This is a genomic window from Streptomyces sp. NPDC056296, assembly GCF_042268605.1.
GTDB lineage: Bacteria > Actinomycetota > Actinomycetes > Streptomycetales > Streptomycetaceae > Streptomyces.
In genome coordinates, this window is the sequence record NZ_JBHJRX010000031.1 from 25,972 (window position 1) to 44,932 (window position 18,961).

The window sequence follows — 18,961 nt, forward strand, 5'->3', positions numbered from 1 at the left end:
AAAGTCGAAACGAAGCGTTCACAATGCCTGGTGGGTGGGCCACGGCCCAGTCGGTCAACCCGGTTTATTCGTCCGCGGTGTTGACGTAAATGTGCGGACGTTCGCATGCTGTGCGCCATGAGTCCGACGAAGGAGAACGCGACCGATGACCAATGCCGAGAACGGACCGCACCGAAGGTCACTGCTGGCCGGCGCCGCCGGCCTGGGGGCGGCGTTCGCCCTCCCCGCGGCCGCCGCACAGGCCGCCCCCGCGACGGCTCAGGGCGCGTCGGGGCGGCGGTATCCGCCGAACTGGCCCGATCCCGCGCCCTACGGACTCGCGGACACCCGGGCGGACCTGTGGCCCCGCGAGGACAACTCGTTCGTCCTCGCGCTGGAGCCGCGCCCGCGTGACGAGGAGCGCGGCACGGTCTGGATGCGGGACACCTACGTCAACTGCTTCGTCGTCGACGGCCGTCCGGTCTATGTCGCCACGGGCACCACCCGGGTCCCGGGACTGGAGGCCGCCGGTCCGTGGAACGACGGCATCTTCGTGTGGGTGTCCCGGTCGCTCAAGGGGCCGTGGAGACTGGTCGACACGACCGGCATCCGGCCGGGGGCCGAGAAGGGCAAGGTGTGGTCACCCGAGTTCGTCGGGGAGAACCGGCCCGGGCGCACGGTCGTCGCTCCCTGGCAGGAGTACTGGTACGACGACCGGTTCGGCAAGCGCGGCCAGGCCTGGGCGCCGGAACTGCACTACTTCCGGGACACCTGGTACATCGTCGCGTGCATGGGCGACCACTCCCGCAAGGTCGGTTCGTTCATGCTGGTGAGCGAGGGCGGTGTCGAGGGTCCTTACCGGCTCGTCGAGGGCAATCTGGACAAACCCTTCGGTGACTCGTTCATCGGGGGCCCGCGGTTCATCGAGCCCGGCGCCTACCACCACATCGACGGCAGCCTGTACTCCGAGGGCGACGACGCGTGGCTCGTGCTGCACAACGACCTGTACGCCAGGTTCCGGGACGACATGGAGGACATCGTCCCGACGACGAACCTTCCCGAGTTCCGCCAGACGCCCTACTCCCCCGAGCCGTATCTCGAAGGCGCGTACGTGTTCAAGTACCGCGGCAAGTACTACCTCGTCCACGCCGCGTGGGACCGGACGTCGGTCAACCCGGACGGCAGCACGCGTCATGCCTACGACCCGCCCGGCGCGGGCCGTGTGCAGTACCAGTACGACGCGGTCGTGGCCGTATCGGACCGATTCGAGGGTCCGTACTCCGAGCGGTGGACCGCCGGTGTCGGCGCCGGCCACAACAACTTCTTCGTGGATCACCGCGGCCGACTGTGGGCCACGTTCTTCCGCAACCCCAACTTCGGTCACTGGGCGGACCCGTCACGGGTCGCCGACGCCGCCGTGCCCGGTGTCGTACGGCTGGAGTGGACCGGTCCCGGTGACAGTCGCCTGTACGTGAAGCGCAGGCATGGGCGTTCGTCCGGTCATTGACGGGCTCACGCCGAACGGCCCTCCACATGAGGGAGGAACACCCCGGCGCCGCCTAGGACGTCCACGGCGTCCTCGGCGTCGGCCGTTCGAACACCCCTTCTCACTGCGAAAGCTAGGCACTCCTCGGCTTGCGGGCCGTCGCCTTCTTCGCGGTCGCCTTCTTCGCGGTCGCCTTCTTCGCGGTCGCCTTCTTCGCGGTCGCCTTCTTCGCGCTCGTCGCCTTCGACGCGGTCTTCTTCGCCCCCGTTTTCCCGGCGGGCGCCTTCCCCGCCGTGGCCTTCTTCTTCGGCCCGGGCAGCTCGTGCACCTCGGCGTGCCCGTCCTCGCCCCGGGACTCCTTCGCCTGGGACACGGACTCCTGCAGGGCGGCCATCAGGTCCAGCACCTGCCCCGGCCGCTCCTCCTGCTCGGGCGCCGCCGGCGGCGCCCTGTGCTCGCGCTTCGCCTCGATCAGGTCCGCGACGGCGTCCGTGTAGGTGTCCCGGAACTCGTCGCCCGCCAGGTCGTCGCGGGTCATCGTGTCCATCAGCGCGAGTGCTCCTTCGATCTCCTCCTCGGCCACCTCGACGGGGGGCGGGGTGAGAGAGGAGGGGTCGCGGACCTCGTCGGGCCAGCGCATGGCGTGCAGCACGATCGCCTCGTCCCGCACCCGCAGCAGGCCCAGCCGCTCCCGGCCCGACCACGCGTACCTCGCCACCGCCACCTTCGACGACCGTGCCAGGGCCTGACGCAGCAGCTCGTACGGCTTCGCCGCGACCTGTCCGTCCGGCTGCAGGTAGTAGCCGTCGCCGATCCTGATCGGATCCACGGAGCCCAGCGGTACGAACGCCACGATCTCGATGGCCTTCGCGGTCGGCAGCGGCAGCTCCCGCAGGTCCTCGTCGGTGACGGGAACGATCTGCGTCCTGGTCAGCTCGTACCCCTTGCCGATCTCGTCGGAGCGGACCTCCCGGTCCTCGAGCTCGCAGACCTTCCGGGTCCGGATCCTCCCATGGTCCGCCAGGTGGTACCGGTGGAACCGGATGCTGTGGTCCTCGGTCGCGCCGACCACATGGATCGGCACGGTGACCAGGCCGAACGAGATGGCACCGCTCCAGATCGACCGGGGCATGGACAGGCCTCTCCACGAGAAGTCCCCGAGCAGCACCAGACTAGGAGGGACACGGCGGGTCCGCACGCGCGCCACCGGCGCCGGCCGCGCGGCCCGAGGCATCACATGCCGTCACGGCAGGACGGGCGTAGTGTCCTCATATGCGTGATGCTCGGTGTGGTCGGCGTCGAGCAGCCCTGCCGGAGCCGGACTTCTGATGGACACCGCGATGGCCGCCGTGGTGCGGGAGAGCGGTGCGTTCGGAGGGCTGTTGTACGTGCTGCCGCCGGGCGACAACGCGCTGTGGCAGATCCTGGTGGCGGGCGTCCCCCAGGAGATCGCCGCTCCGTGGCGGCGCGTTGCGCTGACCGATCCGATGCCGGTGGCGGACGCCGTCCGCGAGCGGCGCCTGGTCTGGATCGGCGGTCGGGAGGAGATGGCGCGCCGGTATCCCCGGCCGGCGCTGGTCCTGCCGTACGACTTCGCGCTGGCGGCCACCCCGCTCGCTTCGGGCACCACCGTCCGGGGCGGACTGGTGCTGCTGTGGTCCGGGACCCATCCGGCGCAGCTGAGCCCCGAGGAGCGCGACGCCGTCCATGAGGGCTGTCGCCACCTGGGCGGGCTCCTGCAGCAGGCGGCGGACCGCGGCGACCCGCTGGTGCCCGCGGACCGGCCACGGGCCCTGCCACCGCCGGTCGGGCGCACCCCCTCCCCCGCCGAGGCGACCGCGGTGTCGGCCTTCGTCGACCGCCTGCCGGGCGGGTCCTGTGCGCTGGACATGCACGGACGCATCACCTTCATCACGCCGGCCGGGGCCGACCTGGTCGGTGCCGATCGAACCGACCTGGTGGGTGCGCTGCCGTGGGAGGCGCTGCCGTGGATGGACGTACCCCATGTCGAGGACCGTTACCGGGCCGCGCTGGTCAGCCGCCGACCGCAGAAGTTCAGCGTCCTGCGTCCCCCGGAGACATGGCTGGCCTTCGAGCTGTACCCGGACGCCACCGGTATCAGCGTCCGCATCGCCCCCGGCGGCCCGGCCGAGGACATTCCCCCGTCGCCGTCCGTGCCGACCGCCGGCCCCAGCCGCGCCACCGTTCTGTACCACCTGATGCACCTGGCCTCCACCCTGACCGAGGCCGTCGGTGTGCAGGACGTGGTCGAGCAGACCGCCGACCAGTTGCTGCCCGCTCTGGGTGCGCAGGCGATGGTGCTGATGACCGCCGAGGGCGGCCGCCTCAAGATCCTCGGCCACCGCGGTTACCGCGCCGAACTCATGGACCGCTTCGACGCCGTTCCGCTCAGCTCGGACATCCCCGGCGCCAACGTCCTGGCCCGCGGTGTCCCGGACTTCTTCGCGTCCTTCGCCGAACTGCGGCGCGCCTACCCCACCACCGTGCACGAGGACGGGATGGCCGCCTGGGCGGTCCTGCCGTTGATCGCCTCGGGCCGGCCGATCGGCTCCCTCCTCCTCGCCTACAAACGGCCGCACGTCTTCCCGCCCGGCGAGCGGGCCGCTCTCACCTCACTGGCCGGCCTGGTCGGGCAGGCCCTGGACCGCGCCCGTCTCTACGACGCCAAACACCACCTCGCCCACCGCCTGCAGTCCGCCCTGCTCCCGCACACCCTCCCCCACGTACCCGGCCTGCGGGTCGCCGCCCGCTACCTTCCGGCGGCCCGGGGCCTGGGTATCGGCGGTGACTTCTACGACCTCATCCGCCTCGACGAGCACACCGCCAGCGCCACCATCGGCGACGTACAGGGCCACAACGTGGACGCCGCCGCGCTGATGGGGCAGGTCCGCACCGCCGTGCACGCCCACGCCACCGTGGGGGCGACCCCCGACGACGTCCTGGCCCGCACCAACCGTCTGCTCACCGACCTGGACCCCGGCCTGTTCACCAGCTGTGTCTACGTCCACCTCGACCTCGCCACGCACCGCGTCTGTCTGGCCTCCGCCGGCCACCCGCCGCCGCTGGTGCGCCATGCCGACGGACGCATCGAACTCCTCCAGGTGCCGCCCGGCCTCCTTCTCGGCATCGAGCCGGACGCCCGCTACTCGGTGCTGGAATGCGACCTGCCGCCCGGCAGCGTGCTCGCCCTCTACACCGACGGACTGGTCGAAGCCCCCGGAGTCGACCTCGACGACGCCACCGCGGCCCTCGCCGGGCTTCTCGAACAGGCCGATCCCACCGATCTCGACGCGATGGCCGACACCCTCATCCGGCACGCGCCCAGCCCCGGCGACGACATCGCCCTGCTCCTCCTCAGTACCCGTACATGACACATGGGGCACTCCCACGACCGATAGATCGTTTACACAGGCAAGTAGGACTGACGCCGGTCGGCACAGGCCGGCAGCGGAGGAGAAGAACCTCGATGAAGCACCAGAAGGTGTGCGATCTGATGAGCGACGCCGTGGTCCGCGTCCAGCGCGGCACACCGTTCAAGGAGATCGCCCACCTGCTGCAGGAGTACGACATCACAGCGGTGCCCGTGGTGGACGAGGAGAACCGTCCCGTGGGAGTGGTGTCCGAGGCGGACCTCCTGCAGAAGATGTGGGGTGGAGACCCCGGCCGCTCCCCGGAAGAAGGGGAGTGGTCCCGGCCGGACGGGGACAAGGCGTCCGCCACGGACGCCGCCGGGCTCATGACCTCTCCCGCGGTCTGCGCGCGGGAGAACTGGAGCGTCGTGGACGCCGCCCGGGTGATGGCCCGGCACGGCATCAAACGGCTCCTGGTCGTCGACGAGGGAGGTCGGCTGATCGGAGTCGTCAGCAGAAGCGACCTGCTGCGGGTCTTCCTCCGCAAGGACCGGGCGATCCGCACCGAGATCATCGAGGAGGCCCTGGTCGGATCCCTCGGTCTGGCTCCCTCGTCGATGCAGGTCGATGTGACACACGGCCATGTCGTCCTCAGCGGCCGGCTCCCGGGCGACGTGTCCGTCTCCGTGCTGGAAGAGCTCTGCCGGCGCGTCGACGGTGTCGTCGCCGTGGAGTTCAGGTCGGCGGGCGAGGCCGGCGCCGAGGGACCGGCCTCCGTCGGCCTCTGACCGGTCGCGCGGCTCCCTCGTACGGCCGCCGACGGGTCGGCCCGTGCCCGCCTCCGGGGGGGTGGAGACGGGCACGGGTGGGTGGGACCGAGGGGTGGTCAGACCCCGGTCGGGTCCTTCACTTCGGGTGCCTTCGCCAAGGGCTTCGACACCGCGGCCGGCGCGGGCGCCGGATCGCCCTCGCTGAGTCCGAACCGTCCGTGGAACTTCCGCAGGAAGCCGGGCGCGTACCAGGCCGAGCGGCCGAGCAGCCGCATGGCGGCGGGTACGAGTACGCCGCGGACGGCGACCGCGTCGATGAGGATGGCGAGCCCGCTGCCCAGGCCGAACATCTGCATGAAGCTGATCTCGGCGGTCCCGAAGGCGAAGAAGCTCACGGCGAGCAGGCAGGCCGCCGCGGTGACGATGCGTCCGGTGTGGCCGAGGCCGTCGACCACGGCGGACTCGTTGTCCTCTCCGAGATCGTGGAGCTCCTTGATCCGGCTGGTGACGAACACCTCGTAGTCCATCGAGAGACCGAAGGCGATGCAGAACATCAGCACGGTCATCGACGCCTCCATCGGCTGCGGTGTGACACCGAGCAGGGAGGAGAGGTTGCCGTCCTGGAAGATCCAGGTCATGACGCCGAGCGTCGCTCCGAGACTGATCACGTTGAGGACCAGCGCACGCAGCGGCTGCACGACGCTGCCGGTGAAGAGGAAGAGCAGGAGGAAGGTGGTGAGGGCGACCAGGCCCAGGGCGAGGGGGAGCCGGCCGCTGATGGAGTCCTTGGAATCGACCAGTTGGGCGTCGGTTCCGCCCACCAGGGGTTCCGTGCCCGCGGGCCCCGCGACCGCTCTCACCTCCTGCACCAGGCTCTGGGCCTCGTCCGACTTCGGTGTCAGGCCGCTCACCACGGTGATCCGCTGCGCGTCGGGGCTGCTGAGGGCGGCGTTGCCGGGGCCGGCCGCCGTGGCGCGCCCGCCGGTGTAGGTCCCCGTGCCGGCCTCGACGCGGACGACGCCTTCGATACCGGAGAGTTCGGCGGCGTAGGAGCCGAGCGGCTCCTGGCCCACGGACTTGTCGATGACCACATGGAGGGCGGCGGCGTCGTTGCCGTCGAACTTCTCCCGCAGCACCGAGGCCACCTGGCGGCTCTCGGCGCCCTCGGGCAGTACGCGTTCGTCCGGCGTGCCGAGGGTGATGCCCAGCAGCGGGCTCGCCGCCACCAGCAGTACCGCGAGTACGGGCAGCGCGGTGAGTGCGGGCCGCCGCATGACGGTCCGGGCCAGCCTTCCCCACAGGGGCGCCCGGGCACCGGTGCGTGACCGCTTCGCCCACGGCAGCCGTCCGCTGTTGACCCGGTGGCCGAGGACGACGAACAGGGCCGGCATCACGAACAGGGTGCTGACGGCGGCGATGACGACGACACCGACGCCGGCGTAGCCGAACGAGCGGAGGAAGTACTGCGGGAACACCAGGAGCGCCGCGAGCGCGACGGCCACGGTCGCGGCGGAGAACGCGACCGTACGGCCGGCGGTGCGTACCGTGTGACGGACGGCGTCGTCCACGGTCGATCCGGTCGCGAGCTGTTCCCGGAACCGGCTGGTCATCAACAGGGCGTAGTCGATGCCCAGTCCGAGTCCCAGGGCCGTGGTCAGGTTGGTCGCGGAGACGGAGACGTCGGTGGCGCTCCCGAGGAGGGCGAGTTCGGCGAACGTTCCCACGATGGCGACGGTTCCGATGACCAGCGGCAGCAGGGCCGCGACCACGCTGCCGAAGACGACCAGGAGCAGGAGCAGGGTCAGCGGTACGGCGATGGCCTCGGCCAGCAGGAGGTCCTTGGGCGTCTGCGTCTCCAGGTCGTTGCCGACGGCCGCGCCACCTCCGGCCCGGACGTCGAGTCCCCCCTCGTACACTCCCGAGTACGCGTCGATGATGCCCTTGGCGTTCTCCCTCTGCTCTGTCTCGTCACCCCTCACATGGGCGAGCACCAGGGCGTCGCGGCCGTCCTCGGAGCGCAGGGCGGCCTTGTCCGCGTCCCAGTACGAGATCACGTTCTCGAGGTCGGCCTCCTTCCTGAGGTCGGCCACCAGGGCGCGGCCGCTCCGCTCGGCGTCCGGCGCGTCGATGCGGCCTTCGGGGGCACGGACCAGCAGGACCAGATTCGTCTCCCCGCCGAACTTCTCCTCGATGGCCTCACCGGCGCGGGTGGACTGGGAGGCCGGGTCGTCGTAGCCGCCCCCCTTCAACTTGCCGAACGCGCCGGCCCCGACGGCACCCATGAGGGCCACGGCCACGACGGCGACCACGAGTACCAGCCGGGACCGGCGGATCGCCAGTTCGGCTATGCGTTCAAACACGCACGATCTCCTTATGTGTCCTTGCGGTGAAGTCGACGGGAAGCAGCCGGAGTTGACGTTCCGGGGCCACACTTCGTCGCCGCGAGACGACGTTAGTGAGACGGCGGAGGATTTGGCAGTGTGAGATTTCCCTGACACTGTTCGGCTTTTTGATGTCGTGTCAGGTCTCAGGCCGTACGCTCACCGCATGCCCTCAGACGAACATCCGCCGGCTCCGGCCTCTCTGCGCGAGCGGCGTCGGGCCGCCGCGGCCCGGGAGATCGTGGACGCCGCCGAGCACCACATCGGGGAGCACGGGCCCTCGGCCCTGTCCCTGCGAGCGGTCGCCCGCAGTCTCGGCATGACCGTGCAGGCGCTCTACCACTACTTCCCGAACCGCGACGCCCTCGTCACGGCCCTCATCACCAAGTCGTACGAGGACTTGGCCGACGCGTTGCAGGCGGCCGTCGACAGCGCAGTGGACGACCCGTCCACACCGCGGCTGGTGATGGTGGCGGAGGCCTATCGCCGCTGGGGCATCGCACACCCCGAGCGCTTCCAGCTCCTCTACGGCACACCACTGCGGTACTACGCGGCGCCCGCCGAGGGCCCGACCACCCAGGCGGTCCGCCGGATGGGCGCGATCTTCCAGCGTGAGCTGTTCCGCGGGTTCGGCACGGCGCAACTCTGCGCGGCCGACATACCCGCGCTCTCGTCCCCGCTCCGGGAGCATCTGGAACGCCTGCCCGCGAACGCGCAGGGAGACCTGCCGCCACCCGCGGTCGCCCTCTTCATGAGCGCGTGGGGGCACCTGCACGGCCTCGTCGTCCTCGAGGTGTTCGGGCATACCTCCTTCCTGGGCGACCATCAGGCCGAGATCTTCCGCACGTCGGTCCGGATCATGCTCAAGGACATCCACGGCCGGATTCCCGGGGCTGCCGCCGACTGAGAGACATGGCCTTCACGGTCGTCGGGCGGCGTCCCGAGGCTCGGCCAGTGCCAAAATCTCCGGGTGCTCGCGCAGCGCGGCGATGACCGCGTTCACCGCGGCGCGCCGCGTGGTGCCGCGCCGCACGACGACGGCGACGTTGCGGTGCACCGGTGGGCTGAGCTCCCGGGTGACGACGGCGTGGTCCGGCGTGACGGCCAGGGCGGGCAGCAGGGCGATCGACCCGGTCGTCTCCACGTGTCGCAGCAGCATCAGGTAGTTGCTGAACCGGCATGCCACCCGGGGTTCGAACCCCGACTCGCGGCACAGCCGCACGGCCAGGTCCGCCATGTACGACTGCGGTCGATCACAGGCCCAGGTCTCCTCCTTGCAGGCCGCGAGGTTCACCGCCGTGCGGGAGGCGAGCGGATGGCCACGCGGCAGCACCAACACGACCGAGTCGGTCCCCAGCGACATGACCTCGAGGTCCGCGCCCCATGAGAGGCCGGCGTAGTCGGTGGTGGTGACGATGACGTCCGCCTCCCCCGAGCGCAGGGCGGGTCCGCTCTCGTGCGGCTCCATCTCGATCAGTTCGACGTGCAGGTGCGGGTGGGTGGTGGCCAGGCGCGTCGCCGCCGGGACCGCGAGGGTGTAGATCGCGCTCTGGAACACCCCGAGCCGGACGGTGCCGATGGGCTCGTCGTTCAGGGCACGCAGTTCGGCCTCGGCCTCGGCCATCCGGTCCAGGATCTCCCGGCCCCGACGGGCCAGCACGAGACCGGCCGGGGTCAGCCGCACCCGCCGTCCGGTCCGCTCGATCAGCCGGCACCGGGTCTCCGTCTCCAGCACCGCCAGTTGCTGGGAGACCGTCGACGCGCTCAGATGCAGCGTCTCGGCGACCGCGCGGACGGTACCGAGAGTGTCCAGCAGGCTGAGCAGCTGCAGCCGTCCCGAGTTGAGCATCCCGCCACTGTATCGACCGGTGTACGGTTCTGCCGAACAGCGTCGTCGGATCTGTGCGATGGACACGCGCAGTCGCGCGTCCCTAACGTCGGTCGCATGCCTTCCGAGACAGCCTTCGCCAACCCTGAGCGCCACCTCGTCCGCTACTCCGGCCACGCCCCCTTCTCGCCAGAGATCATCGCCCGCGCCGCGGGCACGTCGGTGTTCACCGAGAGCGGCCGTGAGCTGCTCGACTTCACGTCCGGTCAGATGAGCGCGATCCTCGGGCACTCCCACCCGGCGATCGTCTCGACGGTGCGCGAGCAGGTCGCGCACCTCGACCACCTCCACAGCGGCATGCTGAGCCGTCCGGTCGTCGAGCTCGCGCGCCGGCTGGCCGGCACCCTGCCCGACGCTCTGGACAAGGCGCTGCTCCTGACCACCGGGGCGGAGGCGAACGAGGCCGCGGTGCGGATGGCGAAGCTCGTCACCGGCCGCCACGAGATAGTCTCCTTCGCCCGGTCCTGGCACGGCATGACCCAGGCCGCCGCGAACGCCACCTACAGCGCCGGACGCAAGGGCTACGGCCCCGCCGCGCCGGGCAACTTCGCGCTTCCGGTGCCGGACCGCTTCCGCCCCTCCGTCGTCGGCTCCGACGGCGCGCTCGACTGGCGTCGCCAGCTGGACATGGGCTTCGAGCTGATCGACGCCCAGTCGGTCGGCAGCCTGGCCGCGTGCCTGGTCGAGCCGATCCTCAGCTCGGGCGGGGTCGTCGAGCTTCCGCCCGGCTATCTCGCGGCCCTGGCGCAGAAGTGCCGGGAGCGCGGCATGCTGCTGATCCTCGACGAGGCCCAGACCGGGCTGTGCCGCACGGGCGACTGGTACGCCTTCCAGCACGAGGGGGTGGTACCCGACATCCTCACGCTGTCCAAGACGCTCGGCGCGGGGCTGCCGCTGGCCGCCGTACTGACCAGTGCGGAGATCGAGCAGCAGGCCCACGACCGGGGGTTCCTCTTCTTCACCACCCACGTCAACGACCCGCTGCCGGCCGCCGTGGGCAACACCGTCCTCGACGTCCTGGTCCGCGACCGTCTCGACGAGCGCGCGCGCCGGCTCGGCACGGCCCTGCGCGGTCATCTCGACGGGCTCGCCGCCCGCCACGACGTCGTCGGGGACGTGCGCGGCCGCGGGCTGCTCCTGGGTGTGGAGCTGGTCGGGGACCAGGTTCTGGGCGACGGCGGCGCCGACCGTCTCGGCGCCGCCGTGACCCGGCGCTGCTTCGAGCTCGGGCTGCACATGAACATCGTCCAGCTGCCCGGAATGGGGGGCATCTTCCGCATCGCGCCCCCGCTGACCGCGAGCGACGACGAGATCGCCCGGGGCGTCGCCATCCTCGACGAAGCGCTCACCGACGCGGCTCGGGACCTCTGAGGACTCCGTCCCCGCCGGCCCGCCCGGCAGGCGCGGCTAGGCCGTTGCCGCGGGGAAGGCGTCCGCGTGGTCGGCGGCCCACTGGGCGAAGGTGCGGGCCGGGCGGCCGGTGACCTTCTCGACGGTGTGGACGACCGTGCGTCCCACCTCGGGGGTGTTGCCGTACGCCTCGAGCAGGAAGCCGATGACCTCCTCCGGGTGTCCCGCCGCCCGCCACCGCGCGACGGCCTGCTCCTCGGTGAGCTCGACCAGGGCGATCTCCCGGCCGCGAGCGGCGGCGATCGCCGCCACCTTGTCGCCGACGGTCAGCAGCTCCGGGCCCGTGATCACGTACTCCTGGCCCCCGTGGCCCTCCTCGATGAGCGCGACCGCCGCGACAGCGCCGATGTCGCCCTCGTGGACCATGGCGCTCAGCCGGGAGACGAACGGCTCGTGCACTTCGCCCGACGCCGTGATCCGGTCCGCCCACTCCAGGGCGTTGGCCATGAACTCGACCGGCATCAGGACGGTCCAGTGCACCCCGTCGTCGGCACGCACCGCGTCCTCCAGCAGCGACGGCCCGCCGCCGTGCAGCACGGTGACTCGTCGGACGCCGGCCGCGCGGGCCAGTTCCAGGATCCTCGGGCCGGTCTCCAGCGGGGCGAAGTAGGGGCCGCCGAAGGTGATGAGGTGGAGGCCGGTCACATCCTCCAGGGCCGGGGCGAGGGTGTCGGGCTCGGTCAGGTCCCCCTGGACCACCTCGACGCCGTCCGGCAGAGCGGCACTCGCCGCGTCCCGGGTGGAAGCGCGGACCGCGTGGCCGCGAGCGAGCAGTTCGGCGACGACCTGACGGCCGACGGTTCCGGTGGCGCCGGTGACAAGGATCTTCTGCGTCTGAGTCATGGGACGACGGTAGGAGGCGTTGCGGTCAGCTTCTGTCCGCGGTGCCCCCTGCCGACCTGGGCGAAGACGCCGGTCCTGCCGCGGGCATGGAGAACTTGGCCGACCTCACCGCAGGCGGTCAGCGCGCCGACGACGCCGTCGTGGGGTACAGGGCTGCGCATCCGCGGTACAACGGGGCCCGCCCCGGACCGCGAAGGCCCCGGCGACCTGGCGGACCAGGTCACCGGGGCCGTACGCGTGGGTGTCAGACGCCGGCCGTCTCCGGCTCGCGCGCGGGCTCCTCGGGTGCGGCGGTGTCGCCGAGTTCCTTGTGCAGCTTCTCGCCCTCGACGTCGACGTTCGGCAGCAGGCGGTCCAGCCACTTGGGCAGCCACCACGCCTTGGTGCCGAGCAGAGCCAGCACGGCGGGCACGATGGCCATGCGGACCACGAAGGCGTCGAAGAGGACGGCGATCGCGAGGCCGAAGCCCATCATCTTGATCATGTTGTCGTCCTCCATGATGAAGCCGGAGAAGACACTGATCATGATGATCGCGGCCGCCGCGACGACCCGGCCGCCGTGGGTGAAGCCGGTGGTGACGGACTCGGCGGCGGACGATCCGTGGACGTAGGCCTCGCGCATGCGCGTCACGAGGAAGACCTCGTAGTCCATGGCCAGACCGAAGACCACGCCGATCATGAAGATGGGCATCATCGACATGATCGGGCCCGGCTGGGCCACACCGAAGAGGTCGGCGAGCCAGCCCCACTGGAAGACCGCGACCACCGCGCCGAGCGCCGCGGCCACGGAGAGCAGGAAGCCGAGGGCCGCCTTCAGCGGGACGAGGATCGAGCGGAAGACCAGCATCAGGAGCAGGAAGGCGAGGCCGACGACCAGGGCCAGGTACGGGATGAGCGCGTCGTCCAGGGTCTGGGAGAAGTCGATGGTCATCGCGGTCGCGCCGGTGACCAGCATGGTCGCGCCGGTCTCGGCCTCGATGTCGCCGGACAGCGCGCGGATGTCCTTCACCAGCGACTCGGTGGCCGCCTCGCTCGGCCCGGTCTTGGGCACGACCGTGAGGAGGGCGGTGTCGCCCGCCTCGTTGAAGTTGGCCGGGGTGACGGCCGCGGCCTCGCCGAGGCCGGTGATCTCCTTGCCGACGGTGTCGGCGGCGGCCTTCGCGTCGTCCGCGTCCCGGGTGTCGATGGTGACCATCAGCGGGCCGTTGAACCCGGCGCCGAAGGACTCGGACAGCATGTCGTAGGCCTTGCGCTGCGTGGTCTCGGGCGCGGAGCTGCCCTCGTCGGGCAGGCCCAGCTCCATGCTCGCGGCCGGCACGGCGACGGCGCCGAGGCCGAGCACCGCGGTCAGCAGCACGGTCACCGGACGCCGCAGCACGAACTGCGCCCAGCGGGTGCCGAGCTTCGGCTTGGCGGACGCGGCCCGCTGTCCGGCGGGCGCCTTGCGGTCCTTGCGGCTGAGGGCCTTCTTGCCGGCGAAGCCGAGCAGTGCCGGGGTGAGGGTGAGCGCGATCAGCACGGCGATGCCGACCGTGGCCGCCGCGGCCAGGCCCATCTTGGTGAGGATCGGGATGTTGACCACCGCGAGGCCCGCCAGGGCCACGATGACGGTGAGGCCCGCGAAGACGACCGCGGAGCCCGCGGTGCCTACCGCGCGGCCCGCGGCGTCCTCGGGGGTGCGGCCCTCGGCGATCTCCGCGCGGTAGCGGGAGACGATGAACAGGGCGTAGTCGATGGCGACCGCGAGGCCGATCATCATGGCGAGAGTCGAGGTCGTGGCGGAGAGTTCGAGCGTGCTGCCGAGCGCCCCGATGGCGGAGATGCCGATGCCGACACCGATGATCGCCGAGAGCAGCGGCATGCCGGCCGCGACGAGCGAGCCGAACGTCAGCAGGAGGACGATCGCGGCGACACCGATGCCGATCAGCTCGGCGGTGCCGCCCATCTCCTGCTCGGCCATGACCGCGTCGCCGCCGGTCTCTACGGTGAAGCCGTCGCCGCGCGCGTCGTCGGTGGCGGCGGTGAGCGAGTCGCGGGCCTGGTCGGTCAGCTCCATGGCGTTGACCTTGTACGTCACCGAGGCGTACGCGGTCGTACCGTCCTCGCTGACGGCGTCCGCCTTGAACGGGTCGGTGACCGAGGAGACCTGCGGGCCGTCGCCGAGGGCCGTCACCAGTTCCTCGACCTTGGCCTTGCCGGCCGGGTCCGAGATCTTCCCCCCGTCGGGGGCGCGGATCACGACGCGTGCGGTGGCGCCCTCGGCGCTGGCGGCCGGGAAGCGCTCGTCGAGGAGGTCGAATGCCTTCTGGGACTCGGTGCCGGGCATCGAGAAGGAATCTTCGGGCGGGGCGGGCGCCGTGGACGCGGCGACGCCGGCGCCCACGAGTATGGCCACCCAGAGCAGGGCGACGAGGCCGCGGCGCCGGAACGCGCGTCGGCCGAGTCGGTAGAGGAACGTAGCCACCTGGGACCAATCCGTCGGATGTCGGGCAGGACGAGGACCCGGCACATGGGGGGAGGGCAGAGGCGCTGACCGGGGTACCTTTCCATGCTCACCCGGGGCCTCCCGCCTTTGATCCGACCCTGGGGCTGGACTGACGTACTGCAATGGGTGTAGTGCGACCCCGTGCTCCTCTCCCCCGGGTGTAGATCGCGGCGATGGGTGTACGCCGCACTTCGTTGCCGCGGGCAGCCGACACCGCGCGCACCACCAGGGAGGGCTCCGGCGGTGCCGACAACGTCGGCCGCGTGGTCGCCGACGTCACGGGAGGCCCGTTCGTCCGGCCGTACCGTCCAGTGGTGCGGGTCGGGCGCCCACAGGCACAAGGCGTCGTCCAAGCCGTCGGCGTGGTACTCGAAGAGGGGACGGTGGGTCGCCGACTTCCAGGTGCCCGAGCCCGACCCGGTGCCGGCGCTCACCATCGGATGGGTCACCTGGCACATCGGCTACTGGTGGACGGCCACGCTCCGCCACTGCTTCCAGGACCCGGCGCCGTCGGAGCGGGCGGAGGTCTTCTGGCCGGGCACCGCGGAGGGCGCCGTGGATCGGCTGCGCGGACCGCACCGGCAGTGGCGGGCGCGGCTGGGCGACCTCACCGACGCCGAACCGGACTCCACCGACAGGACCGTCACCCTGCCCTGGGGCGAGGGCATGTCCCTGGCGGACGTGGCCGGCTGGGTCAACGTCGAACTGACCAAGAACGTCGCGGAGATCGGGCTCCTGGGCATCCTGCACGGAGCCCGGGACGCCCCTCGCTGACCATGGCGCCGTGGCGGTACGTCCGCCGTCGTGACCGGACCGCCGTCCGGTGCGCCACTCAGCCGGTCGACGCGGCGACCCGGACCCGGTCGCTGTCTCCGTCGGAGAGGAAGGACGCCAGCGCCCGTCCCTCCTCGGCGACGGCGGTGCGGTCGGCCCGGGAGAGGCCGCGCAGCGGGGTCGCGGTCACCGTGCCGGCCTCGACGCTCCAGGTCGCGGCGACCCGGCCGTCGACCAGGACGACGCGGGCGCCGGCGACCGACAGGCCCCGGTGGGCGTCGTCGATGATCCGGCTCCGGTCGTGGTAGCCGAGGATCGCGTTGTCGAACGCCGGCAGGAACCGCACCGGGGCGGGGCTGTCGGGATCGGGGCGCGGCGCGTCGGGCAGGTCCAGCAGTTCCCGGCCGCGCTCGTCTCGGAAGGCGACCAGTTCCTCGCGTACCGCGGCGACCGCGGCGGGCAGTCCGGCCAGGCCGCACCGCGCTCGTCCTCATCGCCACGGCCGGCACGCTCGTCGAGGACGCCGGCAGCTCCTGGGCCACCCTTTACCTCTCCGACTCGCTGCACGCCTCGGTGGCGCTGGCCGCCTCCGGCTATGTCGCCCTGGTCGGGGCGCAGTTCGTCGGCCGGCTGATCGGTGACCGGCTCGTGGACCGGTTCGGTCAGCGCGCGGTGGCCCGCTCCGGCGCTCTCGTCGCCGCGGCCGGCATGGGCCTGGCGCTGGCGGTGCCGACGGTGCCCGGGACGATCCTCGGGTTCGCCGCGGCCGGGTTCGGGGTGGCGACCCTGGTTCCGGCCGCCATGCACGAGGCCGACGAGCTGCCCGGCCTGAAGCCCGGTTCCGGGCTGACCATCGTCTCCTGGCTCATGCGGCTGGGATTCCTGCTCTCCCCGCCGATCGTGGGGCTGGTCGCCGATGCGGCGAGCCTGCGGGTGGGGTTGCTGGTGGTGCCGTTCGCCGGGCTCCTCGTGCTCCTGCTCGCCGGAGTGCTGCGGCCCCGGCGACGGTGAATGTACGTTCGTACGCTTCAGGGGTAGGATCGTGCGCATGCCGACGGACCACTTCGCGCAGGACCCCCGCACGAACCTCGAACGCATGGAGGCGGGCGACCTCTACATCGCCGACGACCCCGAGATCGCCCGCAGGCAGCAGCAGGCCGTGCGGCTTGCCGCCCGCTACCAGGCCGCGTACGTGGAGGACGCCGAAGCCGCGCAGCCGATCCTCGCGGAACTGCTCGGCTCCGTGGGCGCCGAGGCCCACGTGCGGCCACCGCTGTACGTCGACTACGGCAGCAACATCTCGATCGGCGCGCGCACCTTCGTCAACTACAACCTGACCGCGCTGGACGTCGCGGCGATCACCATCGGCGAGGACTGCCAGATCGGGCCGGGCGTCCAGTTGCTCACCCCCACGCATCCCCTGGAGGCCGAGCCCCGGCGGGACAAGTTGGAGGCCGCCCGCCCCATCACCATCGGCGACAACGTCTGGCTGGGCGGGGGCGCCGTCGTCCTGCCCGGCGTGACCATCGGCGACAACGCCGTCATCGGCGCCGGAGCGGTCGTCACGAAGGACGTGCCCGCGAACGTCGTGGCCGTCGGCAACCCTGCCCGGCCGGTGCGGAAGGTGTAAGCCTCTTCCCATGGCAACCGGACACACGGACCCGCAGCGGCGTGAACGCATCATCGCCGCCACGCTCGACCTGATCGCCGAGGAGGGCATCGCGCGCGTCTCCCACCGGAAGATCGCCACGCGCGCCGGGGTCCCCCTGGGTTCGATGACGTACCACTTCAGCGGCATCGAGGAGCTGCTGCGGGAGGCGTTCGGCCGCTTCACCGACCACATCGTCGCCGTGTTCGACGCCCATCTCGGCGCGGCGGCCGACCGCGACCAGGCCCGGGCGGCGGTCGCCGACCTCGTACACGAACTGTCCGAGGGGAGCCAGCGGGACCTGGTGCTCACCCAGGAGCTGTACACCCTCGCCGCACGGCAGCCGGCCTACCGGGAACTCACCCACGAGTGGATGCGCCGCAGTCGCGTCCACCTGGAGAAGCACTTCGACCCGGAGACGGCCCGCCAGCTCGACGCCCTCATCGAGGGCCTGACGCTGCACCGCGCGCTGGCCCGTGAGCCCCACGGGCGGGCCCTCACCGCGGAGGCCATCGCCCGCGTCACCACCACGGACCGGCGCGCCCCTTAGCCGCCCGTGCGGCACAGGCCTGACCCCTGTGCCGCACGGGCATCCCCCGTGTCAGCAGACGCCGTCACCCGGCTTGGGGTTGCCCAGGCCGAACAGGGGACGCAGCTTGAGTCCCACCCACGTGCCGGCCAGCGCGAAGGCGCCCCACAGCCAGCCGCTGAGGCTGCCCGAGGCGATGCCCGCCAGATAGGCGCCGATGTTGCAGCCGCCGGCCAGGCGGGCGCCGACGCCCATCAGCACACCGCCGAGCACCGCCGCGAGCGCCGTGCGCCAGGGGATGCCCCGGTGCAGGGCCCAGGTTCCGCCGACCGAGGCGGCGACCGCGGCGCCGATCATGATGCCGATGTCGGTGAGGCTGGTCTTGTCGGCGAGCACCGGGCCCGCCAGCATCTCGGCGTTGCCGGGCCGCTGCCACCACGTCCAGTTCTCCGGGTGCTCGCCGAGCGCACCCACCAGTTCCGAGCCCCACAGACTGAAGGCGCTCGTGACGCCCCAGGCACCGCCGGAGACCCACAGCACGCCCGCTCCGAGCACGGCCAGAGCGAGGGCACCGGCAGCGAGCGGCCAGGAGCCGCGGACGGCGCGGACCGCCGCGCCGCGCGCCGAGGGCACCGCCCCGAGGGGCGGCGGGTTGCGGCGGGCCTGGACGCGCCGAGTGACCAGCACCACGAGCAGCAGCGCGGCGATGGTCACGGCCCAGGAGCCGAACCAGCCGACGTGGTCGGACAGGACGACGGGATCCCAGGCCGGGAGGTCCTTCCACAGGTCGAACTGCCAGGCGGCGAGCGTGGCGCCCGCGATGAAGCCGCCGAGGGTCAGCACGATCGAGGTCTGTCCCGAGCCGACGGCGAAGAGGGTGCCCGAGGCGCAGGCGCCGCCGAGTTGCATGCCGATCGCGAAGAGCGCCGAACCGGCGAACAGACCGACCCCGATGGTCCCGGCCGACGGGGCCGGCTGGGAGCCGAAAAGACCGGTGCCCGTGCCGATGAGCAGGGCGAACAGGGTGGCCGTGGTGCCGAGCAGCAGGGTGTGCGCCCGCAGCCCGGCACCGTTGCCGACGGCGACCAGCTGCCGCCACGCGGAGGTGAAGCCGAACCGGGAGTGGAAGAGGGCGACGCCCAGACCGAGACCGAGCAGGAGCAGTACGCCCGGCTTGGCGCCGTGCGCGGACCACACGTACACGGTCAGGGCCGCGGCGAGCAGCCCGGACACCGCGAGTGGCGTCCGTCGCACCGGGGGCAGGGGCGACGCCTCGGGGCGTGCGGAGGAGGTGGGTGAGGGGGCGAACAGGGCGGCGGGCGCGCGCGGCGGCGCGGCCGGGGCCGGCCCGGCTGGGGGTGCGGTGGTCACGGAAGATCTCCGGTGTGGTGCACGGG

The 18,961-nt window shown here is 71.8% G+C and carries 14 protein-coding genes and 2 pseudogenes; 9 read left to right on the top strand and 7 right to left on the bottom strand.

What is annotated here, in order from left to right:
* Nucleotides 1-145 precede the first annotated feature (145 nt).
* Nucleotides 146-1,486 carry a family 43 glycosylhydrolase gene (locus ACFCZF_RS22885; protein WP_375923087.1) on the top strand — a complete coding sequence of 447 codons (1,341 nt, stop codon included), beginning with the start codon at nucleotides 146-148 and terminating at the stop codon, nucleotides 1,484-1,486.
* Nucleotides 1,487-1,598: 112 nt separating this feature from the next.
* Here the strand turns inward: ACFCZF_RS22885 and ACFCZF_RS22890 are convergent, their stop codons facing one another.
* The gene (locus tag ACFCZF_RS22890) at nucleotides 1,599-2,597 is read right to left on the bottom strand and encodes a Ku protein (protein WP_376673219.1); all 999 of its coding nucleotides are present in this window, start codon (nucleotides 2,595-2,597) and stop codon (nucleotides 1,599-1,601) included.
* Between the two features lie 196 nt (nucleotides 2,598-2,793).
* Between ACFCZF_RS22890 and ACFCZF_RS22895 the strand changes: the two genes are divergently transcribed.
* Together ACFCZF_RS22895 and ACFCZF_RS22900 are read left to right on the top strand one after the other, a co-directional pair.
* The gene (locus ACFCZF_RS22895) at nucleotides 2,794-4,857 is read left to right on the top strand and encodes a SpoIIE family protein phosphatase (protein WP_376673220.1); all 2,064 of its coding nucleotides are present in this window, start codon (nucleotides 2,794-2,796) and stop codon (nucleotides 4,855-4,857) included.
* A 95-nt stretch (nucleotides 4,858-4,952) separates the two neighbouring features.
* Nucleotides 4,953-5,624: a CBS domain-containing protein gene (locus ACFCZF_RS22900; protein WP_375923094.1), complete on the top strand. Its 672-nt coding sequence runs from the start codon at nucleotides 4,953-4,955 to the stop codon at nucleotides 5,622-5,624.
* A gap of 98 nt (nucleotides 5,625-5,722) precedes the next feature.
* Here the strand turns inward: ACFCZF_RS22900 and ACFCZF_RS22905 are convergent, their stop codons facing one another.
* On the bottom strand, nucleotides 5,723-7,966 hold the full coding sequence (locus tag ACFCZF_RS22905) for an MMPL family transporter (protein ID WP_376673221.1): 2,244 nt from the start codon (nucleotides 7,964-7,966) through the stop codon (nucleotides 5,723-5,725).
* A gap of 187 nt (nucleotides 7,967-8,153) precedes the next feature.
* Between ACFCZF_RS22905 and ACFCZF_RS22910 the strand changes: the two genes are divergently transcribed.
* Nucleotides 8,154-8,894 carry a TetR/AcrR family transcriptional regulator gene (locus tag ACFCZF_RS22910; protein WP_376673222.1) on the top strand — a complete coding sequence of 247 codons (741 nt, stop codon included), beginning with the start codon at nucleotides 8,154-8,156 and terminating at the stop codon, nucleotides 8,892-8,894.
* A gap of 12 nt (nucleotides 8,895-8,906) precedes the next feature.
* On the opposite strand, the gene ACFCZF_RS22915 is transcribed toward ACFCZF_RS22910, so the two are convergent.
* The gene (locus ACFCZF_RS22915) at nucleotides 8,907-9,836 is read right to left on the bottom strand and encodes a LysR substrate-binding domain-containing protein (protein ID WP_376673223.1); all 930 of its coding nucleotides are present in this window, start codon (nucleotides 9,834-9,836) and stop codon (nucleotides 8,907-8,909) included.
* Between the two features lie 96 nt (nucleotides 9,837-9,932).
* Between ACFCZF_RS22915 and ACFCZF_RS22920 the strand changes: the two genes are divergently transcribed.
* Nucleotides 9,933-11,246 carry an aspartate aminotransferase family protein gene (locus ACFCZF_RS22920; RefSeq protein WP_376673224.1) on the top strand — a complete coding sequence of 438 codons (1,314 nt, stop codon included), beginning with the start codon at nucleotides 9,933-9,935 and terminating at the stop codon, nucleotides 11,244-11,246.
* Between the two features lie 36 nt (nucleotides 11,247-11,282).
* On the opposite strand, the gene ACFCZF_RS22925 is transcribed toward ACFCZF_RS22920, so the two are convergent.
* The gene (locus ACFCZF_RS22925; RefSeq protein ID WP_376673225.1) at nucleotides 11,283-12,128 is read right to left on the bottom strand and encodes an NAD(P)H-binding protein; all 846 of its coding nucleotides are present in this window, start codon (nucleotides 12,126-12,128) and stop codon (nucleotides 11,283-11,285) included.
* A gap of 244 nt (nucleotides 12,129-12,372) precedes the next feature.
* On the bottom strand, nucleotides 12,373-14,592 hold the full coding sequence (locus ACFCZF_RS22930) for an MMPL family transporter (RefSeq protein WP_376673226.1): 2,220 nt from the start codon (nucleotides 14,590-14,592) through the stop codon (nucleotides 12,373-12,375).
* A 264-nt stretch (nucleotides 14,593-14,856) separates the two neighbouring features.
* Between ACFCZF_RS22930 and ACFCZF_RS22935 the strand changes: the two genes are divergently transcribed.
* On the top strand, nucleotides 14,857-15,387 hold the full coding sequence (locus ACFCZF_RS22935; protein ID WP_376673227.1) for a DinB family protein: 531 nt from the start codon (nucleotides 14,857-14,859) through the stop codon (nucleotides 15,385-15,387).
* Nucleotides 15,388-15,445: 58 nt separating this feature from the next.
* On the opposite strand, the pseudogene ACFCZF_RS22940 reads toward ACFCZF_RS22935, so the two are convergent.
* Nucleotides 15,446-15,874 (bottom strand): annotated as a pseudogene (locus tag ACFCZF_RS22940) (DNA glycosylase AlkZ-like family protein); the annotation flags it as partial.
* On the opposite strand from ACFCZF_RS22940, the pseudogene ACFCZF_RS22945 reads away from it, so the two are divergent.
* From ACFCZF_RS22945 to ACFCZF_RS22955, 3 genes and pseudogenes are all read left to right on the top strand, one after another.
* A pseudogene (locus tag ACFCZF_RS22945) lies at nucleotides 15,829-16,398 on the top strand (MFS transporter); the annotation flags it as partial. The pseudogenes ACFCZF_RS22940 and ACFCZF_RS22945 sit on opposite strands and share 46 nt — an antisense overlap.
* 37 nt (nucleotides 16,399-16,435) lie before the next feature.
* On the top strand, nucleotides 16,436-17,017 hold the full coding sequence (locus ACFCZF_RS22950) for a sugar O-acetyltransferase (protein WP_376673228.1): 582 nt from the start codon (nucleotides 16,436-16,438) through the stop codon (nucleotides 17,015-17,017).
* Nucleotides 17,018-17,027: 10 nt separating this feature from the next.
* Nucleotides 17,028-17,585: a TetR/AcrR family transcriptional regulator gene (locus tag ACFCZF_RS22955; protein ID WP_376673229.1), complete on the top strand. Its 558-nt coding sequence runs from the start codon at nucleotides 17,028-17,030 to the stop codon at nucleotides 17,583-17,585.
* A 51-nt stretch (nucleotides 17,586-17,636) separates the two neighbouring features.
* Here ACFCZF_RS22955 and ACFCZF_RS22960 read toward each other — a convergent pair whose 3' ends face one another.
* Entirely contained in the window at nucleotides 17,637-18,935 is a 1,299-nt protein-coding gene (locus ACFCZF_RS22960) for a YeeE/YedE family protein (RefSeq protein ID WP_376673230.1), read from the bottom strand.
* Between the last annotated feature and the right edge of the window lie 26 nt (nucleotides 18,936-18,961).